Source organism: Pantoea sp. paga (assembly GCF_007558755.1).
In the GTDB taxonomy this organism is placed as follows: domain Bacteria; phylum Pseudomonadota; class Gammaproteobacteria; order Enterobacterales; family Enterobacteriaceae; genus Pantoea; species Pantoea agglomerans.
The window spans coordinates 26,686-43,114 of record NZ_VLTF01000012.1 but is presented as its reverse complement, the minus strand read 5'-3'; the positions used below and the strand labels follow the sequence as shown (position 1 = coordinate 43,114).

Annotated in this window: 15 protein-coding genes and 4 tRNA genes; 16 read left to right on the top strand and 3 right to left on the bottom strand. The window is 52.8% G+C overall.

What is annotated here, in order from left to right; genetic code table 11:
• Window positions 1–11: 11 nt before the first annotated feature.
• Window positions 12–347 carry a zinc ribbon domain-containing protein YjdM gene (locus FOV68_RS22230; RefSeq protein WP_010248517.1) on the top strand — a complete coding sequence of 112 codons (336 nt, stop codon included), beginning with the start codon at window positions 12–14 and terminating at the stop codon, window positions 345–347.
• Window positions 348–381: 34 nt separating this feature from the next.
• Here FOV68_RS22230 and FOV68_RS22225 read toward each other — a convergent pair whose 3' ends face one another.
• The gene (locus FOV68_RS22225; RefSeq protein ID WP_069025317.1) at window positions 382–1,269 is read right to left on the bottom strand and encodes a dihydrodipicolinate synthase family protein; all 888 of its coding nucleotides are present in this window, start codon (window positions 1,267–1,269) and stop codon (window positions 382–384) included.
• A gap of 167 nt (window positions 1,270–1,436) precedes the next feature.
• On the opposite strand from FOV68_RS22225, the gene tam reads away from it, so the two are divergent.
• The 14 genes from tam to luxS all read left to right on the top strand — a co-directional run bounded on the left by tam (window position 1,437) and on the right by luxS (window position 12,616).
• The gene (gene tam, locus FOV68_RS22220; protein WP_083070216.1) at window positions 1,437–2,213 is read left to right on the top strand and encodes a trans-aconitate 2-methyltransferase; all 777 of its coding nucleotides are present in this window, start codon (window positions 1,437–1,439) and stop codon (window positions 2,211–2,213) included.
• Window positions 2,214–2,318: 105 nt separating this feature from the next.
• Window positions 2,319–2,813: a nicotinamide-nucleotide amidase gene (gene pncC, locus FOV68_RS22215; RefSeq protein WP_010672121.1), complete on the top strand. Its 495-nt coding sequence runs from the start codon at window positions 2,319–2,321 to the stop codon at window positions 2,811–2,813.
• Between the two features lie 95 nt (window positions 2,814–2,908).
• Window positions 2,909–3,976, top strand: coding sequence for a recombinase RecA (gene recA, locus FOV68_RS22210; protein WP_010248510.1), 1,068 nt, complete (start codon window positions 2,909–2,911; stop codon window positions 3,974–3,976).
• Window positions 3,977–4,099: 123 nt separating this feature from the next.
• On the top strand, window positions 4,100–4,618 hold the full coding sequence (locus FOV68_RS22205) for a regulatory protein RecX (protein ID WP_031594179.1): 519 nt from the start codon (window positions 4,100–4,102) through the stop codon (window positions 4,616–4,618).
• A 133-nt stretch (window positions 4,619–4,751) separates the two neighbouring features.
• On the top strand, window positions 4,752–7,379 hold the full coding sequence (gene alaS, locus FOV68_RS22200; protein ID WP_115387249.1) for an alanine--tRNA ligase: 2,628 nt from the start codon (window positions 4,752–4,754) through the stop codon (window positions 7,377–7,379).
• 250 nt (window positions 7,380–7,629) lie between these two features.
• The gene (gene csrA / locus FOV68_RS22195) at window positions 7,630–7,815 is read left to right on the top strand and encodes a carbon storage regulator CsrA (RefSeq protein ID WP_008927091.1); all 186 of its coding nucleotides are present in this window, start codon (window positions 7,630–7,632) and stop codon (window positions 7,813–7,815) included.
• 283 nt (window positions 7,816–8,098) lie between these two features.
• Window positions 8,099–8,191: transfer RNA gene (locus tag FOV68_RS22190), tRNA-Ser, on the top strand.
• 8 nt (window positions 8,192–8,199) lie between these two features.
• Window positions 8,200–8,276, top strand: a tRNA-Arg gene (locus FOV68_RS22185).
• Window positions 8,277–8,359: 83 nt separating this feature from the next.
• Window positions 8,360–8,436, top strand: a tRNA-Arg gene (locus FOV68_RS22180).
• Window positions 8,437–8,646: 210 nt separating this feature from the next.
• Window positions 8,647–8,723, top strand: a tRNA-Arg gene (locus FOV68_RS22175).
• A gap of 596 nt (window positions 8,724–9,319) precedes the next feature.
• Window positions 9,320–9,886 carry a fructose-1-phosphate/6-phosphogluconate phosphatase gene (yqaB, locus tag FOV68_RS22170; protein WP_143991560.1) on the top strand — a complete coding sequence of 189 codons (567 nt, stop codon included), beginning with the start codon at window positions 9,320–9,322 and terminating at the stop codon, window positions 9,884–9,886.
• Entirely contained in the window at window positions 9,883–10,311 is a 429-nt protein-coding gene (locus FOV68_RS22165) for a YqaA family protein (RefSeq protein WP_010248498.1), read from the top strand. The genes yqaB and FOV68_RS22165 overlap by 4 nt, the downstream gene beginning before the upstream one ends.
• A 31-nt stretch (window positions 10,312–10,342) precedes the next feature.
• A complete protein-coding gene (gshA, locus tag FOV68_RS22160) occupies window positions 10,343–11,950 on the top strand; it encodes a glutamate--cysteine ligase (protein ID WP_031594175.1) in 1,608 nt (535 codons plus the stop codon).
• A gap of 150 nt (window positions 11,951–12,100) precedes the next feature.
• Complete coding sequence (gene luxS / locus FOV68_RS22150) at window positions 12,101–12,616, top strand: S-ribosylhomocysteine lyase (RefSeq protein WP_009086888.1); 516 nt, start codon at window positions 12,101–12,103, stop codon at window positions 12,614–12,616.
• Window positions 12,617–12,677: 61 nt separating this feature from the next.
• Here the strand turns inward: luxS and FOV68_RS22145 are convergent, their stop codons facing one another.
• On the bottom strand, window positions 12,678–13,964 hold the full coding sequence (locus tag FOV68_RS22145) for an HlyC/CorC family transporter (protein WP_031594173.1): 1,287 nt from the start codon (window positions 13,962–13,964) through the stop codon (window positions 12,678–12,680).
• A 15-nt stretch (window positions 13,965–13,979) separates the two neighbouring features.
• Window positions 13,980–14,780 carry an inner membrane protein YpjD gene (locus FOV68_RS22140; RefSeq protein WP_031594172.1) on the bottom strand — a complete coding sequence of 267 codons (801 nt, stop codon included), beginning with the start codon at window positions 14,778–14,780 and terminating at the stop codon, window positions 13,980–13,982.
• Between the two features lie 166 nt (window positions 14,781–14,946).
• Between FOV68_RS22140 and ffh the strand changes: the two genes are divergently transcribed.
• Window positions 14,947–16,308 (top strand): signal recognition particle protein, encoded by a 1,362-nt coding sequence (gene ffh, locus FOV68_RS22135; RefSeq protein WP_010248486.1) that lies wholly within the window; start codon window positions 14,947–14,949, stop codon window positions 16,306–16,308.
• Window positions 16,309–16,429 lie beyond the last annotated feature (121 nt).

Here is a 16,429-nt window from a genome sequence, read left to right as displayed (position 1 = left end):
CTGGAGTCATTATGTCTTTACCTGCCTGCCCGGCTTGTCATGCCGATTACACCTGGCAAGATGGCGATAACCTTAACTGCCCCTCCTGCGGTCACATCTGGACCGAGGGAGAAGGTGACAGCAGCAACGCAACACTGGAAGTGCGTGATGCCAACGGCAATCTGCTGGCAGATGGCGACAGCGTCACGGTGATCAAAGATCTCAAGGTGAAGGGCAGTTCTTCATCGCTGAAGATCGGCACTAAAGTGAAAAGCATTCGTCTGGTTGAAGGGGACCACAATATCGATTGTAAAATCGACGGTTTTGGCCCGATGAAATTAAAATCTGAGTTTGTGAAAAAGAACTGAGATCGGGGGCGCAGAGATGCGCCCGCTTTCCTGCTTAGCTGAACAGCTTATCAATTGCAGCACACTGTTCCGCATTCAGCGTGCCACCGTAGTTTCGTGAGCCGCTGCTCATCGAGTCATAGCGCCGTGCCACGGCCGTTTTAATCGTCGTCACGAAATCATCTCCGATACTGTAAATCGCCATCAAACGGCCGATCTGTTGCTGCAGGCGCGTCAGCTCCGGCAGATTGCCACTTCGCCACGCCTTCATCATCTGCGCAAAGTACTCCGGCACAATATTATTCAGTCCTGAAATTACGCCGGCTCCGCCCGCCAGCAGGTTCGGGAGCAGGTACTCGTCATACCCCGACAGTACGGCAAAATCGCTACGCACCTTGCGGGTCTCTTCAATCATCATCCGGTTATGCGACAGGCAATCCACCGTATCTTTAATGCCGGCGAAGTTGGGCAGCTTTGCAGCCAGGGCGGCAATCAGCGCGGGCGTCAGATCGCAGCCGGTGCGTGCCGGAAAGTTGTAGGCAAACCATTTACCACCCAGCTGCGCGTCCAGTGCTTCGAAGTAGTGCATCAGCTGGTTTTGCGTCTGGCCGTAATAGTAGGGCGGCAGCACCATCACCGCGTCAAAGTCATTTTTCCAGGCGGCTTCAGCCAGCTCCAGCATGTCAGGAATGCAGGTTGCCGAGACGTTCGCCACCATCTTCAGCGATGACAAGGGTCTGGCTTCCTGAATCAGTTGTAAGCGTTCCTGCTGCGTCAGTGAGGCGAACTCGCCAATGCTGCCCATCACCAGTATGGTATCGATACCGGAGTCATTGAGGCGGGAGAAATGTCGCCCGAGCGCATCAATATCGACCGCACCCTGCGCATTGAACGGGGTGACTGAAGGGCACCAGACACCGGCAAAGGGCGATTCTTCACTCATAGATGACTCCTGAAACGGATGTTAAAAAAATGAAACAGTGTTTTAACTTAATGACTCCGGCCGGTCTCTGCCAGCGCATGATTCAAAAATGAGCAACGGGTCGCACTTTTTCCTCTTTCATCCGTCTCAGTAAGCGGATGCATCTGATAACTGAGCGAGAGGTCATGATGAAAGAGTGGGATCCTGTGCTGTACCGTAAGTTTGAAGCGGAACGAACCCGTCCAGCCCGCGAACTTCTGGCGCGCCTCAGCCTGGAACAGGTTGAGCAGGTGACCGATCTGGGATGCGGGCCCGGTAACAGCACCGAGCTGCTCGCCGATGCCTGGCCACTGGCGCAGATTACCGGGCTGGACAGTTCCGCCACGATGTTAACTCAGGCCGCTGAACGCCTGCCGCACTGTCGTTTTATCCAGGCGGACATCCGCAACTGGCAGGCGGATGTGCCGCAGCAGGTGGTCTACGCCAACGCCTCTCTGCAATGGCTGGCTAACCACGCAACGCTGTTTCCCCATCTGGTCAGCCAGCTGGCGCCCGGTGGCGTGCTGGCGATCCAGATGCCTGATAACCTTAATGAGCCGTCACACCGGTTGATGCGCGAGGTGGCGGCAACGGATCGCTGGCGTTCACGCATCAATGCCGGTGCCGCTGAACGTACACAGCTGCTTTCCACGGGCGAGTATTACGATTTGCTGACGCAGGCAGGCTGTGAGGTGGATATCTGGCGTACCACCTATTATCACGTGATGGCCGATGCACAGGCGATTATCAGCTGGCTGCAGGCGACCGGTTTACGGCCTTTCCTGGCAACGCTGGATGAGACCGAACAGACGGCGTTTCTGACCGATTATCACAAGCGTCTGCTCGCGGCTTATCCGGCTCAGGCCGATGGTCAGGTGTTGCTCGCCTTCCCGCGTCTTTTTATGGTTGCGGTGAAAAATCGGTAAGCGCAGTGGAATGCTGGCCGCAAAAACAGCGTAATAATGGTGAGTGACCTTGAAAAAGCGGTTTTTCTGCACCACCTTCAACCCACAGCCAAAGGGAGAATCGCAATGGATGATCAGCAATTGCAGGCGCTTAGTGCGCAGATAGGTGAGAAGCTGAAGCAGCGCAATGCCACCGTAACCTGTGCGGAATCCTGCACGGGGGGATGGATTGCCAAAGTCTTTACCGATATCAGCGGCAGCTCCGCCTGGTTCGAGCGGGGTTTTGTGACCTACAGTAATCAGGCCAAACAGCAGATGGTCAGTGTTCAGGCTGCTTCGCTGTTGCAGTATGGTGCGGTAAGTGATGTGGTGGTGCGGGAGATGGCGCTGGGTGCCCGCAGGGCGGCCCATGCTGACTACGCGATCTCCGTCAGCGGTATTGCCGGTCCGGATGGCGGCAGTGAAGAAAAACCGGTGGGCACGGTGTGGTTTGGCTTTGCCGGGCCGCAGGATAACGTATTGACTTTTCAGCAGCATTTTAGCGGCGATCGTGATGCCGTACGCCGCCAGTCGGTGGCATGGGCCCTGCAGAAACTGTATGGCGAATTTCTGACAAATTAAACTTGATACTGTATGACTATACAGTATAATTGTCGGCAACATAAAGAGTACAGGCACCCTGAGTGCGTGTTTACCCGGCTTGATTAGGAGTTGAAATGGCGATTGATGAAAACAAACAGAAGGCTTTAGCTGCCGCGCTTGGCCAGATTGAGAAGCAATTTGGTAAAGGCTCCATCATGCGCTTGGGTGAAGACCGCTCAATGGATGTGGAAACTATCTCTACCGGCTCGCTGTCGCTGGATATCGCATTAGGCGCAGGCGGTCTGCCAATGGGCCGTATCGTTGAGATCTACGGACCTGAGTCTTCAGGTAAAACCACGCTGACTCTGCAGGTTATCGCATCTGCACAGCGTAAAGGTAAAACCTGTGCCTTTATCGATGCCGAGCATGCGCTTGATCCGGTTTACGCCAAGAAACTGGGCGTAGACATTGATAACCTGCTCTGCTCTCAGCCAGACACCGGTGAGCAGGCGCTGGAAATCTGTGATGCGCTGGCGCGCTCTGGTGCCGTTGACGTGATCATCGTCGACTCCGTCGCGGCGCTGACGCCTAAAGCGGAAATCGAAGGTGAAATCGGTGACTCACACATGGGCCTCGCGGCACGTATGATGAGCCAGGCGATGCGTAAACTGGCCGGTAACCTGAAGCAGTCCAATACCCTGCTGATTTTCATCAACCAGATTCGAATGAAAATTGGTGTGATGTTTGGTAACCCGGAAACCACCACTGGTGGTAACGCGCTGAAGTTCTACGCCTCTGTCCGTCTTGATATCCGCCGTATCGGTGCAATCAAAGAGGGCGATAACGTGGTCGGCAGTGAGACCCGCGTTAAAGTGGTGAAAAACAAAATCGCCGCGCCATTCAAACAGGCTGAGTTCCAGATCATGTACGGCGAAGGTATCAATACCTTTGGTGAGCTGGTCGACCTGGGCGTGAAGCACAAGCTGATTGAAAAAGCGGGTGCATGGTACAGCTACAATGGCGACAAGATTGGTCAGGGTAAATCGAATGCCGGCAACTTCCTGAAAGAGAATGCTGCTGTGGCAAACGAGATTGATCTGAAGTTACGTGAGATGTTGCTCAACGGCGCGGATGAAAAACTCGCAGCAGCCGACAAGGCTGCTGAGAAAGAAGACGCGGCCGAAGCGAACGAAGACTTCTAATCTCTGATGCGGGAGGGGCGAAAGCCTCTCTCGTAGTTTTTATCCCCCTCTATTGCCTTTCTTGCCTTCCCTCTGTCCTGTTCTGTCGCCATAATCTCCCTCTGTTTGTACAAGGTGCGCAGTATGACTGAACCCTCTCAGCCCCAACCTAATGTCGTCTCTTACTCCCGTCTGCTTGACCGTGCGATGCGTATTCTGGGTCAGCGCGATCACAGCCGTGCAGAGTTAGCGCGTAAACTGCAACAATCAGCGCAGCGTGCTGCGTGGGCGCAGAAAAAAGAGCCCGAAATTGTTACTGAAGCGTTGCTGGAACAGGTTCTTAACTGGTGTCAGGAAAGCGGCTGGTTAAACGACGAGCGTTTCACAGAACGATTTATTCAGAGCCGGAGCCGTAAGGGCTTTGGATCGCAGCGCGTGCGCCTTGAACTGGCCCAGAAAGGCATCGACCGTGAAGCCATTGATCTTGCAATGGAAGAGACAGAGGTAGACTGGGCGGCGTGTGCGGCTCAGCTGGCTGAACGGAAATTCGGACACCCGCTGCCCACAGAGTGGAAAGAGAAAGCGAAAGTACTACGCTATCTGCAGTCAAAGGGTTTTATGAGCGAAGATATCCAGTCCATTTTCAGAAATTTTGATGACTAAAAGCCGATGTAATTTTACTTCCCACTGAAGAAAATTTATCTTATTCCCACTTTTTGTTCCGCTAATCAGGCACCACCAGAATGTGGTCGCGCCGATCAGAGGGAACGTTCGTTAGCGTGATTCCAGGATATATATGAGCAAGAGCACTGCTGAGATCCGTCAAGCGTTTCTCGACTTTTTTCATAGCAAGGGACATGAGGTTGTAACCAGCAGCTCCCTCGTACCGAATAACGATCCAACGTTGTTGTTTACTAACGCCGGGATGAACCAGTTTAAAGATGTGTTCCTCGGTCAGGACAAACGCGATTACACACGTGCGACCACGTCACAGCGCTGCGTACGCGCAGGCGGCAAACACAACGATCTTGAAAACGTCGGTTACACCGCACGTCACCACACCTTCTTTGAAATGCTGGGTAACTTCAGCTTTGGTGACTATTTCAAGAGAGAGGCGATTGGTTTTGCCTGGGAACTGCTGACGAGCGAGCAGTGGTTCAGCCTGCCAAAAGAGCGTCTGTGGGTGACGATCTATGAAACCGACGATGAGGCCTTTGATATCTGGGCGAATGAAATCGGTGTGCCACGTGAACGCATTATTCGCATCGGCGACAACAAGGGCAGCGCGTATGCGTCAGATAACTTCTGGCAGATGGGCGATACCGGTCCTTGTGGTCCGTGCAGTGAGATTTTCTACGATCACGGCGATCACATCTGGGGTGGCCCGCCGGGCAGCCCGGAAGAAGATGGTGACCGTTACATTGAGATCTGGAACATCGTCTTTATGCAGTTCAACCGTCAGGCTGATGGCACCATGCTGCCACTGCCAAAACCGTCGGTTGATACCGGAATGGGCCTTGAGCGTATTTCTGCCGTTCTGCAACACGTCAACTCCAACTATGAAATCGACCTGTTCCAGAAACTGATTGAGGCCGTGGCACAGGTTACCGGTGCCACTGACCTCAGTAACAAATCGCTGCGTGTCATTGCCGACCACATTCGCTCCTGTGCTTTCCTGATTGCCGATGGCGTCATCCCGTCTAATGAGAACCGTGGCTACGTGCTGCGTCGTATCATTCGTCGTGCCGTACGTCATGGCAACATGCTGGGCGCCAAAGAGGCCTTCTTCTATAAGCTGGTTGCGCCACTGGTTGAGGTCATGGGTGCCGCAGGCGAAGAGTTACAGCGCCAGCAGGCTCAGGTTGAGCAGGTGCTGAAAAGCGAAGAAGATCAGTTTGCCAGAACCCTGGAGCGCGGACTGGCGCTGCTGGACGAAGAACTGGAAAAACTGCAGGGCGACACGCTGGATGGCGAAATCGTCTTCCGTCTCTACGATACCTTTGGTTTCCCGGCTGATTTAACGGCTGACGTCTGTCGCGAACGCAATCTGAAGATCGACGAAGCCGGCTTTGAGCGGGCGATGGAGCAGCAGCGTCAGCGCGCACGTGAAGCCAGCGGTTTCGGCGCTGACTACAGCAACGTTATTCGTATTGATGCCGCCTCATCCTTCAAAGGCTACGACCAGCTCGATTTAGCTGCCACGGTGAAAGCGCTCTATGTTGCAGGCGAGGCGGTTGATGAAGTGACCGCGGGTCAGGATGCCGTGGTCGTGCTGGATGAAACGCCATTCTATGGCGAATCGGGTGGTCAGGTAGGCGATACCGGTCTGCTGAAAGGGAAGAATGCTGAATTTAGCGTCCAGGATACACAAAAATATGGTCAGGCAATCGGTCATGTCGGTAAGCTGACCGCAGGGCAGTTGCGTATCGGTGATCGCCTTGAGGCGCAGGTTGATGCGGCACGCCGTGCGCGCATCCGTCTTAACCACTCTGCTACCCACTTACTGCATGCCGCCTTGCGTCAGGTTTTAGGTGAGCATGTGGCGCAGAAAGGCTCGCTGGTTAACGACAAGTACCTGCGTTTCGATTTCTCGCATTTCGAAGCGATGAAACCTCAGGAGATTCGTCAGGTCGAAGATATCGTCAATGCGCAAATTCGTCGCAACCTGCCGGTTGAAACTGAAGTGATGGATCTGGATGCGGCGAAGTCTAAAGGGGCAATGGCACTGTTTGGCGAGAAATATGATCAGCGCGTGCGCGTTCTGACCATGGGTGATTTCTCTGTTGAGCTGTGTGGTGGCACCCATGCTGCGCGCACGGGTGACATCGGGCTGTTCCGTATTCAGGCGGAGTCAGGTACCGCAGCCGGTATTCGTCGTATCGAAGCGATTACGGGTGAAGGCGCGCTGGCGCAGGTCAATGCGCAGAGCAGCCAGCTGCAGGATCTTGCGCAGCTGGTCAAAGCGAACAGCAGCAACCTGAATGAGAAAGTGCGTGGTCTGGTCGATCATGTACGGGCTCTGGAGAAAGAGTTGCAGCAACTGCGCGATCAGCAAGCCGCGCAGGAGAGCGCTTCACTGAGCAGCAATGCTATCGACATTAAGGGAGTGAAACTGCTGGTCAGTGAGCTCAACAATGTTGAACCTAAAATGTTGCGTACCATGGTTGATGATCTTAAGAATCAGCTGGGGTCGGCGATTATTGTGCTGGCAACGGTTACTGAAGGTAAGGTGTCGCTGATTGCGGGTGTGACCAAAGATCTGACTGACCGTGTTAAAGCGGGGGAGTTGATTGCCGGTCTGGCTCAGCAGGTTGGCGGGAAGGGCGGTGGCCGTCCTGATATGGCACAAGCTGGTGGTAACGATGCGGGTGCTCTGAAAGGCGCATTAGCAGGGGTTGAAGACTGGGTCAGCAGCCGTCTGTAAGTGAATTAAAACAAGGCATCGTAAAAAGCGTCAGAACGGTTGTTCCGGCGCTTTTTAATACGATGCTAAAGCAGCAAATGACAAAGTCAGGTTGATGTAGTGTATTTCGGCTAAACTAACTATCAGCAGAATGTATTGGCGCATCGATGTGCATTGGTGTATTTCTCATACACATTGTGCAGCGTTAAATGATGGATAATGCCGGGAGCCTGTACAAGCCCGACTCTTTTAATCTTTCAAGGAGCAAAGAATGCTTATTCTAACTCGTCGAGTTGGTGAAACCCTCATGATCGGTGATGAGGTAACTGTAACGGTGCTGGGTGTTAAGGGTAACCAGGTTCGTATCGGTGTTAACGCGCCGAAAGAAGTGTCTGTGCATCGCGAAGAGATCTATCAACGCATCCAGGCTGAAAAAACGCAACAAACCAGCGTTTAACGGATTCAGCGTCTCGCACTCGTGCGAGGCGCTACCGCTTTCTGTAAAAATCCTGCCTTTTCTTTCTACCTGTTCCTCCTCTGTTTTGTTAACGTCATCAGCTTTCATTGTTGATAATTCACTCTTTTTGTCGCCATTTTGTCCCAATTGTGTGTGATTTGCTCAATCAAACAAAGTTTCGGAAAAATTGTTTGACTTAAAAGTCCGGGAAAGTAATATGTGCGCCACGCAGTGCCGATGAGCAGAAACAACGTTCAGACGCACAGTTCGAAAGAAAGCGTAAGGTGAGGTGGCCGAGAGGCTGAAGGCGCTCCCCTGCTAAGGGAGTATACGGTCAAAAGCTGTATCGAGGGTTCGAATCCCTCCCTCACCGCCATTTTCGATGCATCCATAGCTCAGCTGGATAGAGTACTCGGCTACGAACCGAGCGGTCGGAGGTTCGAATCCTCCTGGATGCACCATCGAAAAAAAGAAACAAAGCGAATTAGCAACTCCTTTCATGGTGAGTAGTTAGCACCCTGCGTTGTACAAGAATTTGATTTATGCATCCATAGCTCAGCTGGATAGAGTACTCGGCTACGAACCGAGCGGTCGGAGGTTCGAATCCTCCTGGATGCACCATATTCTTCCCGAATATGGACAGTGCCTCAGTGTGTCATGACGTAATTATCGTTCAGGCCGCACTAAGGAGGATAACGTTGCATCAGCAACGGCCCGCAGGGCGAAGCGCAAGCTGAGTAATCCTCCTGGATGCACCATTCTTCGTAACATCCTCAGGTTGGTTTCTGAAAGTCCATAAAAAAGTGTGACCCCCAAAAGATAGACCCCAATGCATCCATAGCTCAGCTGGATAGAGTACTCGGCTACGAACCGAGCGGTCGGAGGTTCGAATCCTCCTGGATGCACCATCTTCTCGAATGTTGGCAGTTCCTCAGTGTGACATGACGCAATAAGCGTTCCGGCCGCACGAAGAGGGATAACGTTGCATCTGCAACGGCCCGCAGGGCGAAGCGCAAGCTGAGTCATCCTCCTGGATGCACCATCTTCTTCTTTAGTTTCAAAATCCCTCAAAGTATCATGGCGCGATGATCGCTAAGACCTCAATAAACACCATAGCGTTACTTCCGTAACCGCCCGTACAGCAAACGCTGAGTGAGTATCCTGAAAAAACCTCTGCAGTTTCTCTCTGGCTTCACACGCACGCTTTTCCTGTTTAATCTGCCCCATTGATTCATCATCCTGACTTAAGCGATCCGAAACGCCTGTTTCCCGCATCAACGTCTTCTGTTTTGCTCCCCATGCCCGTCCGCTGCCGCTTGTCTGCCAGAAGAATGTTAAAAAAACGCTGGAATTTCGTACGTTTATCGCTGGTCGTGCACGATAACCTTTATCTGAAAACAAAAATTGTTAATGCTTTCAAAGCATTTGCTGTTCATCCCCCTGGCGACAACCTGTCCACATTAGGCTAAAGTAATGTCTCATTTGATGAATGTCCGGAGTGACAATGTACGATCAATATGACGCCCTGATTTTCGATATGGACGGCACGATTCTTGATACTGAGCCGACACATCGAAAAGCGTGGCGCCAGGTACTGACGCGTTATGGATTAACGCTGGATGAAGCACGTATTATCGACTTCAATGGCGCACCAACCTGGCGGCTGTCGCAGTTCATCATTGAATCCAATCAGTCGTCACTCGACCCTCATCTTCTTGCCGCAGAAAAAACCGCTGCCGTGAAAGCGATGCTGCTGGAAAACGTGAAGCCACTGCCTTTAATGGAGGTGGTGAAAGCGTATTACGGGCGGCGTCCGATGGCGGTCGGTACCGGAAGCGAACACAGCATGGCAGAGGCGTTACTGACGCAGCTGGGCGTACGTGAGCTCTTTTCGGCCGTCGTCGGTGCTGACGACGTTCAGCGTCATAAACCTGAGCCTGAAACCTTCTTACGCTGCGCTGAGCTGATGGGTGTAACGCCGGCACGTTGTGTGGTGTTTGAGGATGCGGACTTTGGTATTCAGGCAGCGAAGGCAGCAGGTATGGCTGTGGTGGATGTCCGCTTACTGTGAGTGACGTTCTTACCTATGCCTCGATGTTCGGCAGCAGCTTTTTAAGTGCAACGCTCCTGCCGGGAAGTTCTGAAGCACTGCTGATAGCACTATTGATAGCAAAAAAGACATCAGTTTACGGGTTGCTTTTGGCCGCATCACTGGGAAACACCTTGGGCGGCTTAACCAACATTCTTATTGGTCGCTTGCTGCCGTTAAAACGTCAGGGGCGATGGCATGACACAGCAATGACGTGGTTGCACCGACTGGGACCTGCAGCACTGTTATTCAGCTGGCTGCCAGTGATAGGTGATCTGCTCTGCGTTCTGGCAGGCTGGTTACGTTTCGCCTGGCTACCTGCGATGCTGTTTCTCGCTGTCGGCAAAACACTGCGTTATATCGTTATCGCGACTGCCACATTACAGGGTATGCAATGGTGGCATTGATTCGCACAGATTCGAGGCTACGGTTAACATTATGCTGAACAAAAATAAATTATTATCACAGCGGGGGGGTAATGTGATCCCGGACGTATCTAAAGCGCTCTCCTGGCTGGAAGCGCATCCCAATGCCCTTAAAGGTATTGGCCGTGGCATCGAGCGTGAAACGCTGCGTGTACAGGCAAATGGCGAGCTGGCAAAAAGCGGCCACCCGGAATCTCTGGGGTCGGCGCTGAAACATGACTGGATCACCACTGACTTTGCCGAAACGTTGCTGGAATTTATTACGCCAGTGGATCACAGCATTGATCATATGCTGGCATTCCTGCGCGATATCCATCGTCACGTTGCCCGTGAACTGGGTGATGAACGCATGTGGCCATTTAGTATGCCGTGCGTGATTGACGATGCGGACAATATTGAGCTGGCGCAATATGGCACGTCCAATATCGGTCGGATGAAGACGCTCTACCGCGAAGGGCTGAAAAACCGCTACGGCGCGTTGATGCAGACCATCTCCGGCATTCACTATAACTTCTCACTGCCACTCTCATTCTGGCAGGAGTGGGCTGACGTGAAAGATAAGGAAAGCGGAAAAGAGACGATCTCGGCGGGCTATCTGCGGCTGATCCGCAACTATTATCGCTTCGGCTGGGTGATCCCCTATCTGTTTGGCGCATCGCCTGCTATCAGCTCCAGCTTCCTGCAGGGCCGTGAGAGCGCGCTGCCGTTCGAAACCAACGACAAAGACACGATGTGGCTGCCGTATGCCACCTCACTGCGTCTGAGCGATTTAGGCTACACCAATAAATCGCAGAGCTCTCTGGGCATCACGTTTAACTCGCTGGAAGGCTATGTCACCGCGCTGAAGAAAGCGATTAAGACGCCGTCAGAAGAGTATGCAGCGATGGGCACTAAAGATGCCGACGGTAACTGGCTGCAGCTCAACACCAACGTGCTGCAGATTGAAAACGAGCTCTATGCGCCAATCCGGCCTAAGCGTGTGACACGCTCGGGTGAAGCGCCTTCTGATGCGCTGCTGCGTGGTGGTATTGAGTACATTGAAGTGCGCTCGCTGGATATTAATCCGTTCTCTGCGATCGGCGTAGATGAGAATCAGGTTCGCTTCCTCGACCTGTTCCTGATCTGGTGTACCCTGGCCGATGCGCCGGAAATGAGTGCAGATGAGTTGCAATGCACCCGTATAAACTGGAATCGGGTTGTGCTGGAAGGGCGTAAACCGGACCAGAAAATTGCCGTAGGCTGCGGAGAAGCGGAACATTCGCTGGTTGAAGTGGGCAAAACCCTGTTTGCCGATCTGCGTCGGGTTGCTGAAGTGTTAGACAGTCATAATCAGGACAGCACGGAATATCAGCAGGTTTGCGATCAACTGGTAGCATCGTTCGACGATCCTGAGCTAACCTACTCGGCGCGCATCCTTCAGGCAATGAAGGACAATGGTGTAACCGGAACCGGCGTGGCGCTGGCTGAACAGTATCGCCATCTGCTCTGCGAAGAGCCGCTGGAAGTGCTGACAGAAGAAGATTTCACGCGTCAGGCGCAGGCGTCTGTTGCTGCACAGCAGCAGCTGGAAGCGAATGATAAGCTGGATTTTGAAGCGTATCTGGCGAGCCGGGAAGGGTAGAAAAGAAAAAGGCCACATCAATGTGGCCAAATTAACATCTCTGTTGTCAGGGATGATGATAACAAATGCGCGTCTTTCATATATTCAGACGTTGGGCGAACAGAAAAGTTTCATCGTTTTAAAAAAAATTCTCAGAACAGGAGGTGACGTATGCCACTACTGGACAGTTTTACCGTTGATCACACCATCATGGGCGCACCGGCAGTACGCGTGGCGAAAACCATGAAGACTCCGCATGGCGATACGATTACCGTTTTTGACCTGCGTTTTTGCCGCCCGAACATTGATATTCTCACTGAGCGTGGCATTCATACGCTGGAGCATCTCTTTGCCGGATTCATGCGTGATCACCTGAATGGTGACGGTGTGGAAATCGTCGATATCTCGCCAATGGGTTGCCGCACTGGCTTCTACATGAGCCTGATTGGTACACCAGACGAGCAGCGCGTTGCCAAAGCGTGGAAAGGGGCGATGGAAGATGTTCTGAAAGTGAAAGATCAGAACCAGATCCCTGAGCTGAATGAATACCAGTGTGGTAGCTACAAGCTACACTCACTGGATGAAGCGCAGCAGATCGCCCGCAATGTGCTGGCGCATGAGATCGGCGTTAACCGCAACGAAGATCTGAAACTGCCTGCTGAAAAGCTGAAAGAACTGCACATCTAGTCAGGGATTTGCTGCTAAAAAAAACGCCGCATCATGTCGATTGCGGCGTTTTTTTATCGCTTCAGGACCCTACCGATTTTTTCAGTGGCGTCTTTGGCGTGATACGCACCTGTTTAATCATATTGTCCTGCACATCCAGAATATCGATGTTGTAGTGACCGATCTGAACACGTGTGGCGATGACAGGGATCTCTTCCAGCGCTTCAAGCAGCATGCCATTAATGGTTCGGGCTTCCTGCTCTGGCAGCTGCCAGTTAAACGCCTTGTTAATTTCACGCACACTGGCGCTGCCTTCAATTAGTACGGATCCATCATTCTGCGGCATCACTTCTTCTGCCAGTGACGGAGACATGGAGGTGGTGAAGTCACCGACAATCTCCTCCAGAATGTCCTCTATCGTTACCAGCCCTTTGATGTCGCCATATTCATCCACCACCACGCCCGCTTTCTCTTTGTTGCGCTGAAACTTTACCAGTTGGGTGTTCAGCGGCGTTCCTTCCGGAATGTAGTAGATCTCATCGGCGGCGCGCAGCAGCATCTCTTTGGTGAACTCTTTTTTCTCCGTCATCATACGCCAGGCTTCGCGCACCCGCAGCATGCCGACGCAGTCATCCAGCGAGTCCCGGAATAGCACTATGCGGCCGTGTGGCGAGTGGCTTAACTGGCGAACGACTGACTTCCAGTCATCGTTGATGTTAATACCGACGATCTCATTACGCGGAACCATGATGTCGTCAACACTGACTTTCTCCAGGTCGAGCACCGATAAAAGCATGTCCTGATTACGACGTGATATCAGATTACGCGATTCATAAACGATGGTGCGCAGCTCTTCTTTACTCAGCGCGGAGTTAACCGAGCCATCGGTGCGAATGCCTGCCAGCCGCATCAGCAGCCGGGTAATGGTATTCAGTAACCAGACCAGGGGGAGCATGACGTACTGCAACGGACCCAGCAGAAAACTACTGGGATAGGCGACCTTTTCCGGATAGAGCGCCGCTATGGTTTTCGGTAATACTTCGGCAAACACCAGCACAACGAAGGTCAGTACACCGGTGGCTATTGCGACGCCGGCATCGCCGTAGAGGCGCATCCCGACGATGGTGCTGAGGGCAGAGGCAAGAATGTTGACCAGGTTATTACCGATCAGCACCAGACTGATCAACCGGTCAGGGCGACGCAGCAATTTTTCGACGCGACGGGCAGCACGGTGACCATTTTTAGCCTGATGGCGCAACTTATAGCGATTGAGGGTCATCATGCCGGTTTCGGAGCCAGAAAAATAAGCCGAAACCAGCACCATGATGATCAGCGTAATAATCAGCGTGGTGGTTGAAACATTCTCCAACGCAGAACTTCCTTTTTAACGAGAGGTGGGGACAAGCAGATGCTGCAGGATGCGACTGCCGAAGTAAGCCATGGTTAACAGCACCGCACCGCTGCAGTTAAACCAGACGACGCGGCGACCACGCCAGCCTTCATGATAGTGCCCCCAGAGCAAAACGATATAAACAAACCACGCGATGATGGAGAGCACGGCTTTATCGACGTTTTCTTCGCTGAAGAGATCCTGCATATAAAACAGCCCGGTGCAGAGCACCAGCGTCAACAGCACGACGCCCACCTGGGTGATGTGAAACATCTTACGTTCGATGGTCAGCAGCGGCGGCATATCCTGTGTGAATGCCAGGCGCTTGTTTTTTAACTGATAATCGATCCACGCCAGCTGCAGTGCATAGAGTGCGGCAATAATCAGCGTCGCATAAGCGAACAGCGACAGACCGATATGGATCATCATGCCTGGCGTGGTTTCCAGATGGGTGATGAACGCATTGGGCACAAAAGTGGCGAAGGCCAGATTGATCAGCGCGAAGCTGTAAACAATCGGCAGCAGCAGCCAGCCACGGTTGCGTGACGCCACAATGGTCATGATGGCGCAAATCAACAGGCTGACCAGCGAGCCTATGTTGAGCAGGCTTAAATTCTGTCCGCTATCAACAGCAAATATGCGTTGCTGCAAGGCCACCGCGTGTGTCACCAGCGCCACGCAGGCAGAGAGCATCGCCATTCGCCGCCAGCCGCCGTTACGTTTCAACAGGCTGGGAATGATCAGGGCAAGACTTAAGGAGTAGGCGAATAGCGCCACTATCGCGAAAACGAACATAGATCCTTTCAGGTTCAGTCAGATAAAGAAAAAGGCAGTATAGCGCCAGCCGAAGCAGGCTCCAAACGATCTGAGGGGCAATTGCAGAGATCGCTGAGGCTTCGTGTTATAATCCGCCGCATTCTGCCGATCAGGCGCCTCGCGATCTTTTTTTTAGTGAGAGACCATGTTTGATAATTTAACCGATCGTTTGTCGCAAACCCTGCGAAACATCAGCGGCCGCGGAAGGCTGACTGAAGAGAACATCAAAGAGACCCTGCGTGAAGTGCGCATGGCACTGCTTGAGGCTGACGTTGCGCTGCCGGTGGTGCGTGACTTCATCAACCGTGTGAAAGAGAGCGCGGTCGGCCATGATGTGAATAAAAGTCTGACTCCAGGTCAGGAATTTATCAAAATCGTTCGTAACGAGCTGGTTACGGCGATGGGTGCAGAGAACAATGCTCTCGACCTGGCTGCTCAGCCGCCAGCCGTGGTGCTGATGGCGGGTCTGCAGGGTGCCGGTAAAACAACCAGCGTCGCTAAGCTGGGTAAATTCCTGCGCGAGAAGCACAAAAAGAAAGTCTTAGTGGTTTCTGCCGACGTCTATCGTCCAGCGGCAATCAAACAGCTGGAAACGCTGGCACAGCAGGTGGGTGTGGATTTCTGCCCGTCCGATCTCAGTCAGAAGCCGGTTGATATCGTTAACAATGCGCTGCGTGAAGCTCGCCTGAAGTTTTACGATGTACTGCTGGTGGATACCGCCGGTCGTCTGCACGTTGACGAAGCGATGATGGACGAAATCAAACAGGTTCATGCCGCGATCAATCCGGTAGAAACGCTGTTTGTGGTCGATGCCATGACCGGTCAGGATGCGGCAAACACGGCTAAAGCTTTTAATGAAGCGCTACCGCTGACCGGTGTTATCCTGACCAAAGTCGATGGTGATGCACGAGGCGGTGCGGCGCTGTCGATTCGTCATATCACCGGTAAGCCGATTAAATTTATGGGTGTCGGTGAAAAAACCGATGCACTTGAGCCGTTCTATCCGGAGCGTATTGCTTCGCGTATCCTCGGCATGGGTGACGTGCTGTCACTGATCGAAGATATCGAAAGCAAGGTTGACCGCGATCAGGCTGAGAAACTGGCTAAGAAGCTGAAAACCGGCGACGGTTTTGATCTCAACGACTTCCTTGAGCAGCTGAAGCAGATGCGCAACATGGGCGGCATGGCCAGCCTGATGGGCAAACTGCCCGGTATGGGACAGTTGCCTGACAATGTGAAGTCACAGATGGATGACAAAGTGCTGGTGCGCATGGAAGCGATCATCAACTCGATGACACGCAAAGAGCGTGAGAAACCAGAGATCATCAAAGGCTCACGCAAGCGTCGCATTGCGACCGGCTCCGGTATGCAGGTGCAGGACGTTAACCGCTTATTGAAGCAGTTTGACGACATGCAGCGTATGATGAAGAAAATGAAGAAGGGGGGTATGGCGAAAATGATGCGCGGCATGAAGGGTATGATGCCGCCAGGTTTTCCTGGCCGCTAAAGCGTTCCACAAAAAAGCCCGAAATGGCACGGTTTAGGTTGCTTTTTTCGCCAAAATGAGTAAAATTTTCGGGCTTTTTATACAGCACCCGGACCCCGTTCCTCGATGGGGGCCGGGTGTT

What these genes read in the sequence shown, in the direction of transcription:
- FOV68_RS22230 (WP_010248517.1), top strand. Translation starts at nt 12, where the DNA reads ATGTCTTTACCTGCCTGCCCGGCTTGTCATGCCGATTACACCTGGCAA.
- FOV68_RS22225 (WP_069025317.1), bottom strand. Translation starts at nt 1,269, where the DNA reads ATGAGTGAAGAATCGCCCTTTGCCGGTGTCTGGTGCCCTTCAGTCACC.
- tam (WP_083070216.1), top strand. Translation starts at nt 1,437, where the DNA reads ATGAAAGAGTGGGATCCTGTGCTGTACCGTAAGTTTGAAGCGGAACGA.
- pncC (WP_010672121.1), top strand. Translation starts at nt 2,319, where the DNA reads ATGGATGATCAGCAATTGCAGGCGCTTAGTGCGCAGATAGGTGAGAAG.
- recA (WP_010248510.1), top strand. Translation starts at nt 2,909, where the DNA reads ATGGCGATTGATGAAAACAAACAGAAGGCTTTAGCTGCCGCGCTTGGC.
- FOV68_RS22205 (WP_031594179.1), top strand. Translation starts at nt 4,100, where the DNA reads ATGACTGAACCCTCTCAGCCCCAACCTAATGTCGTCTCTTACTCCCGT.
- alaS (WP_115387249.1), top strand. Translation starts at nt 4,752, where the DNA reads ATGAGCAAGAGCACTGCTGAGATCCGTCAAGCGTTTCTCGACTTTTTT.
- csrA (WP_008927091.1), top strand. Translation starts at nt 7,630, where the DNA reads ATGCTTATTCTAACTCGTCGAGTTGGTGAAACCCTCATGATCGGTGAT.
- yqaB (WP_143991560.1), top strand. Translation starts at nt 9,320, where the DNA reads ATGTACGATCAATATGACGCCCTGATTTTCGATATGGACGGCACGATT.
- gshA (WP_031594175.1), top strand. Translation starts at nt 10,343, where the DNA reads ATGCTGAACAAAAATAAATTATTATCACAGCGGGGGGGTAATGTGATC.
- luxS (WP_009086888.1), top strand. Translation starts at nt 12,101, where the DNA reads ATGCCACTACTGGACAGTTTTACCGTTGATCACACCATCATGGGCGCA.
- FOV68_RS22140 (WP_031594172.1), bottom strand. Translation starts at nt 14,780, where the DNA reads ATGTTCGTTTTCGCGATAGTGGCGCTATTCGCCTACTCCTTAAGTCTT.
- ffh (WP_010248486.1), top strand. Translation starts at nt 14,947, where the DNA reads ATGTTTGATAATTTAACCGATCGTTTGTCGCAAACCCTGCGAAACATC.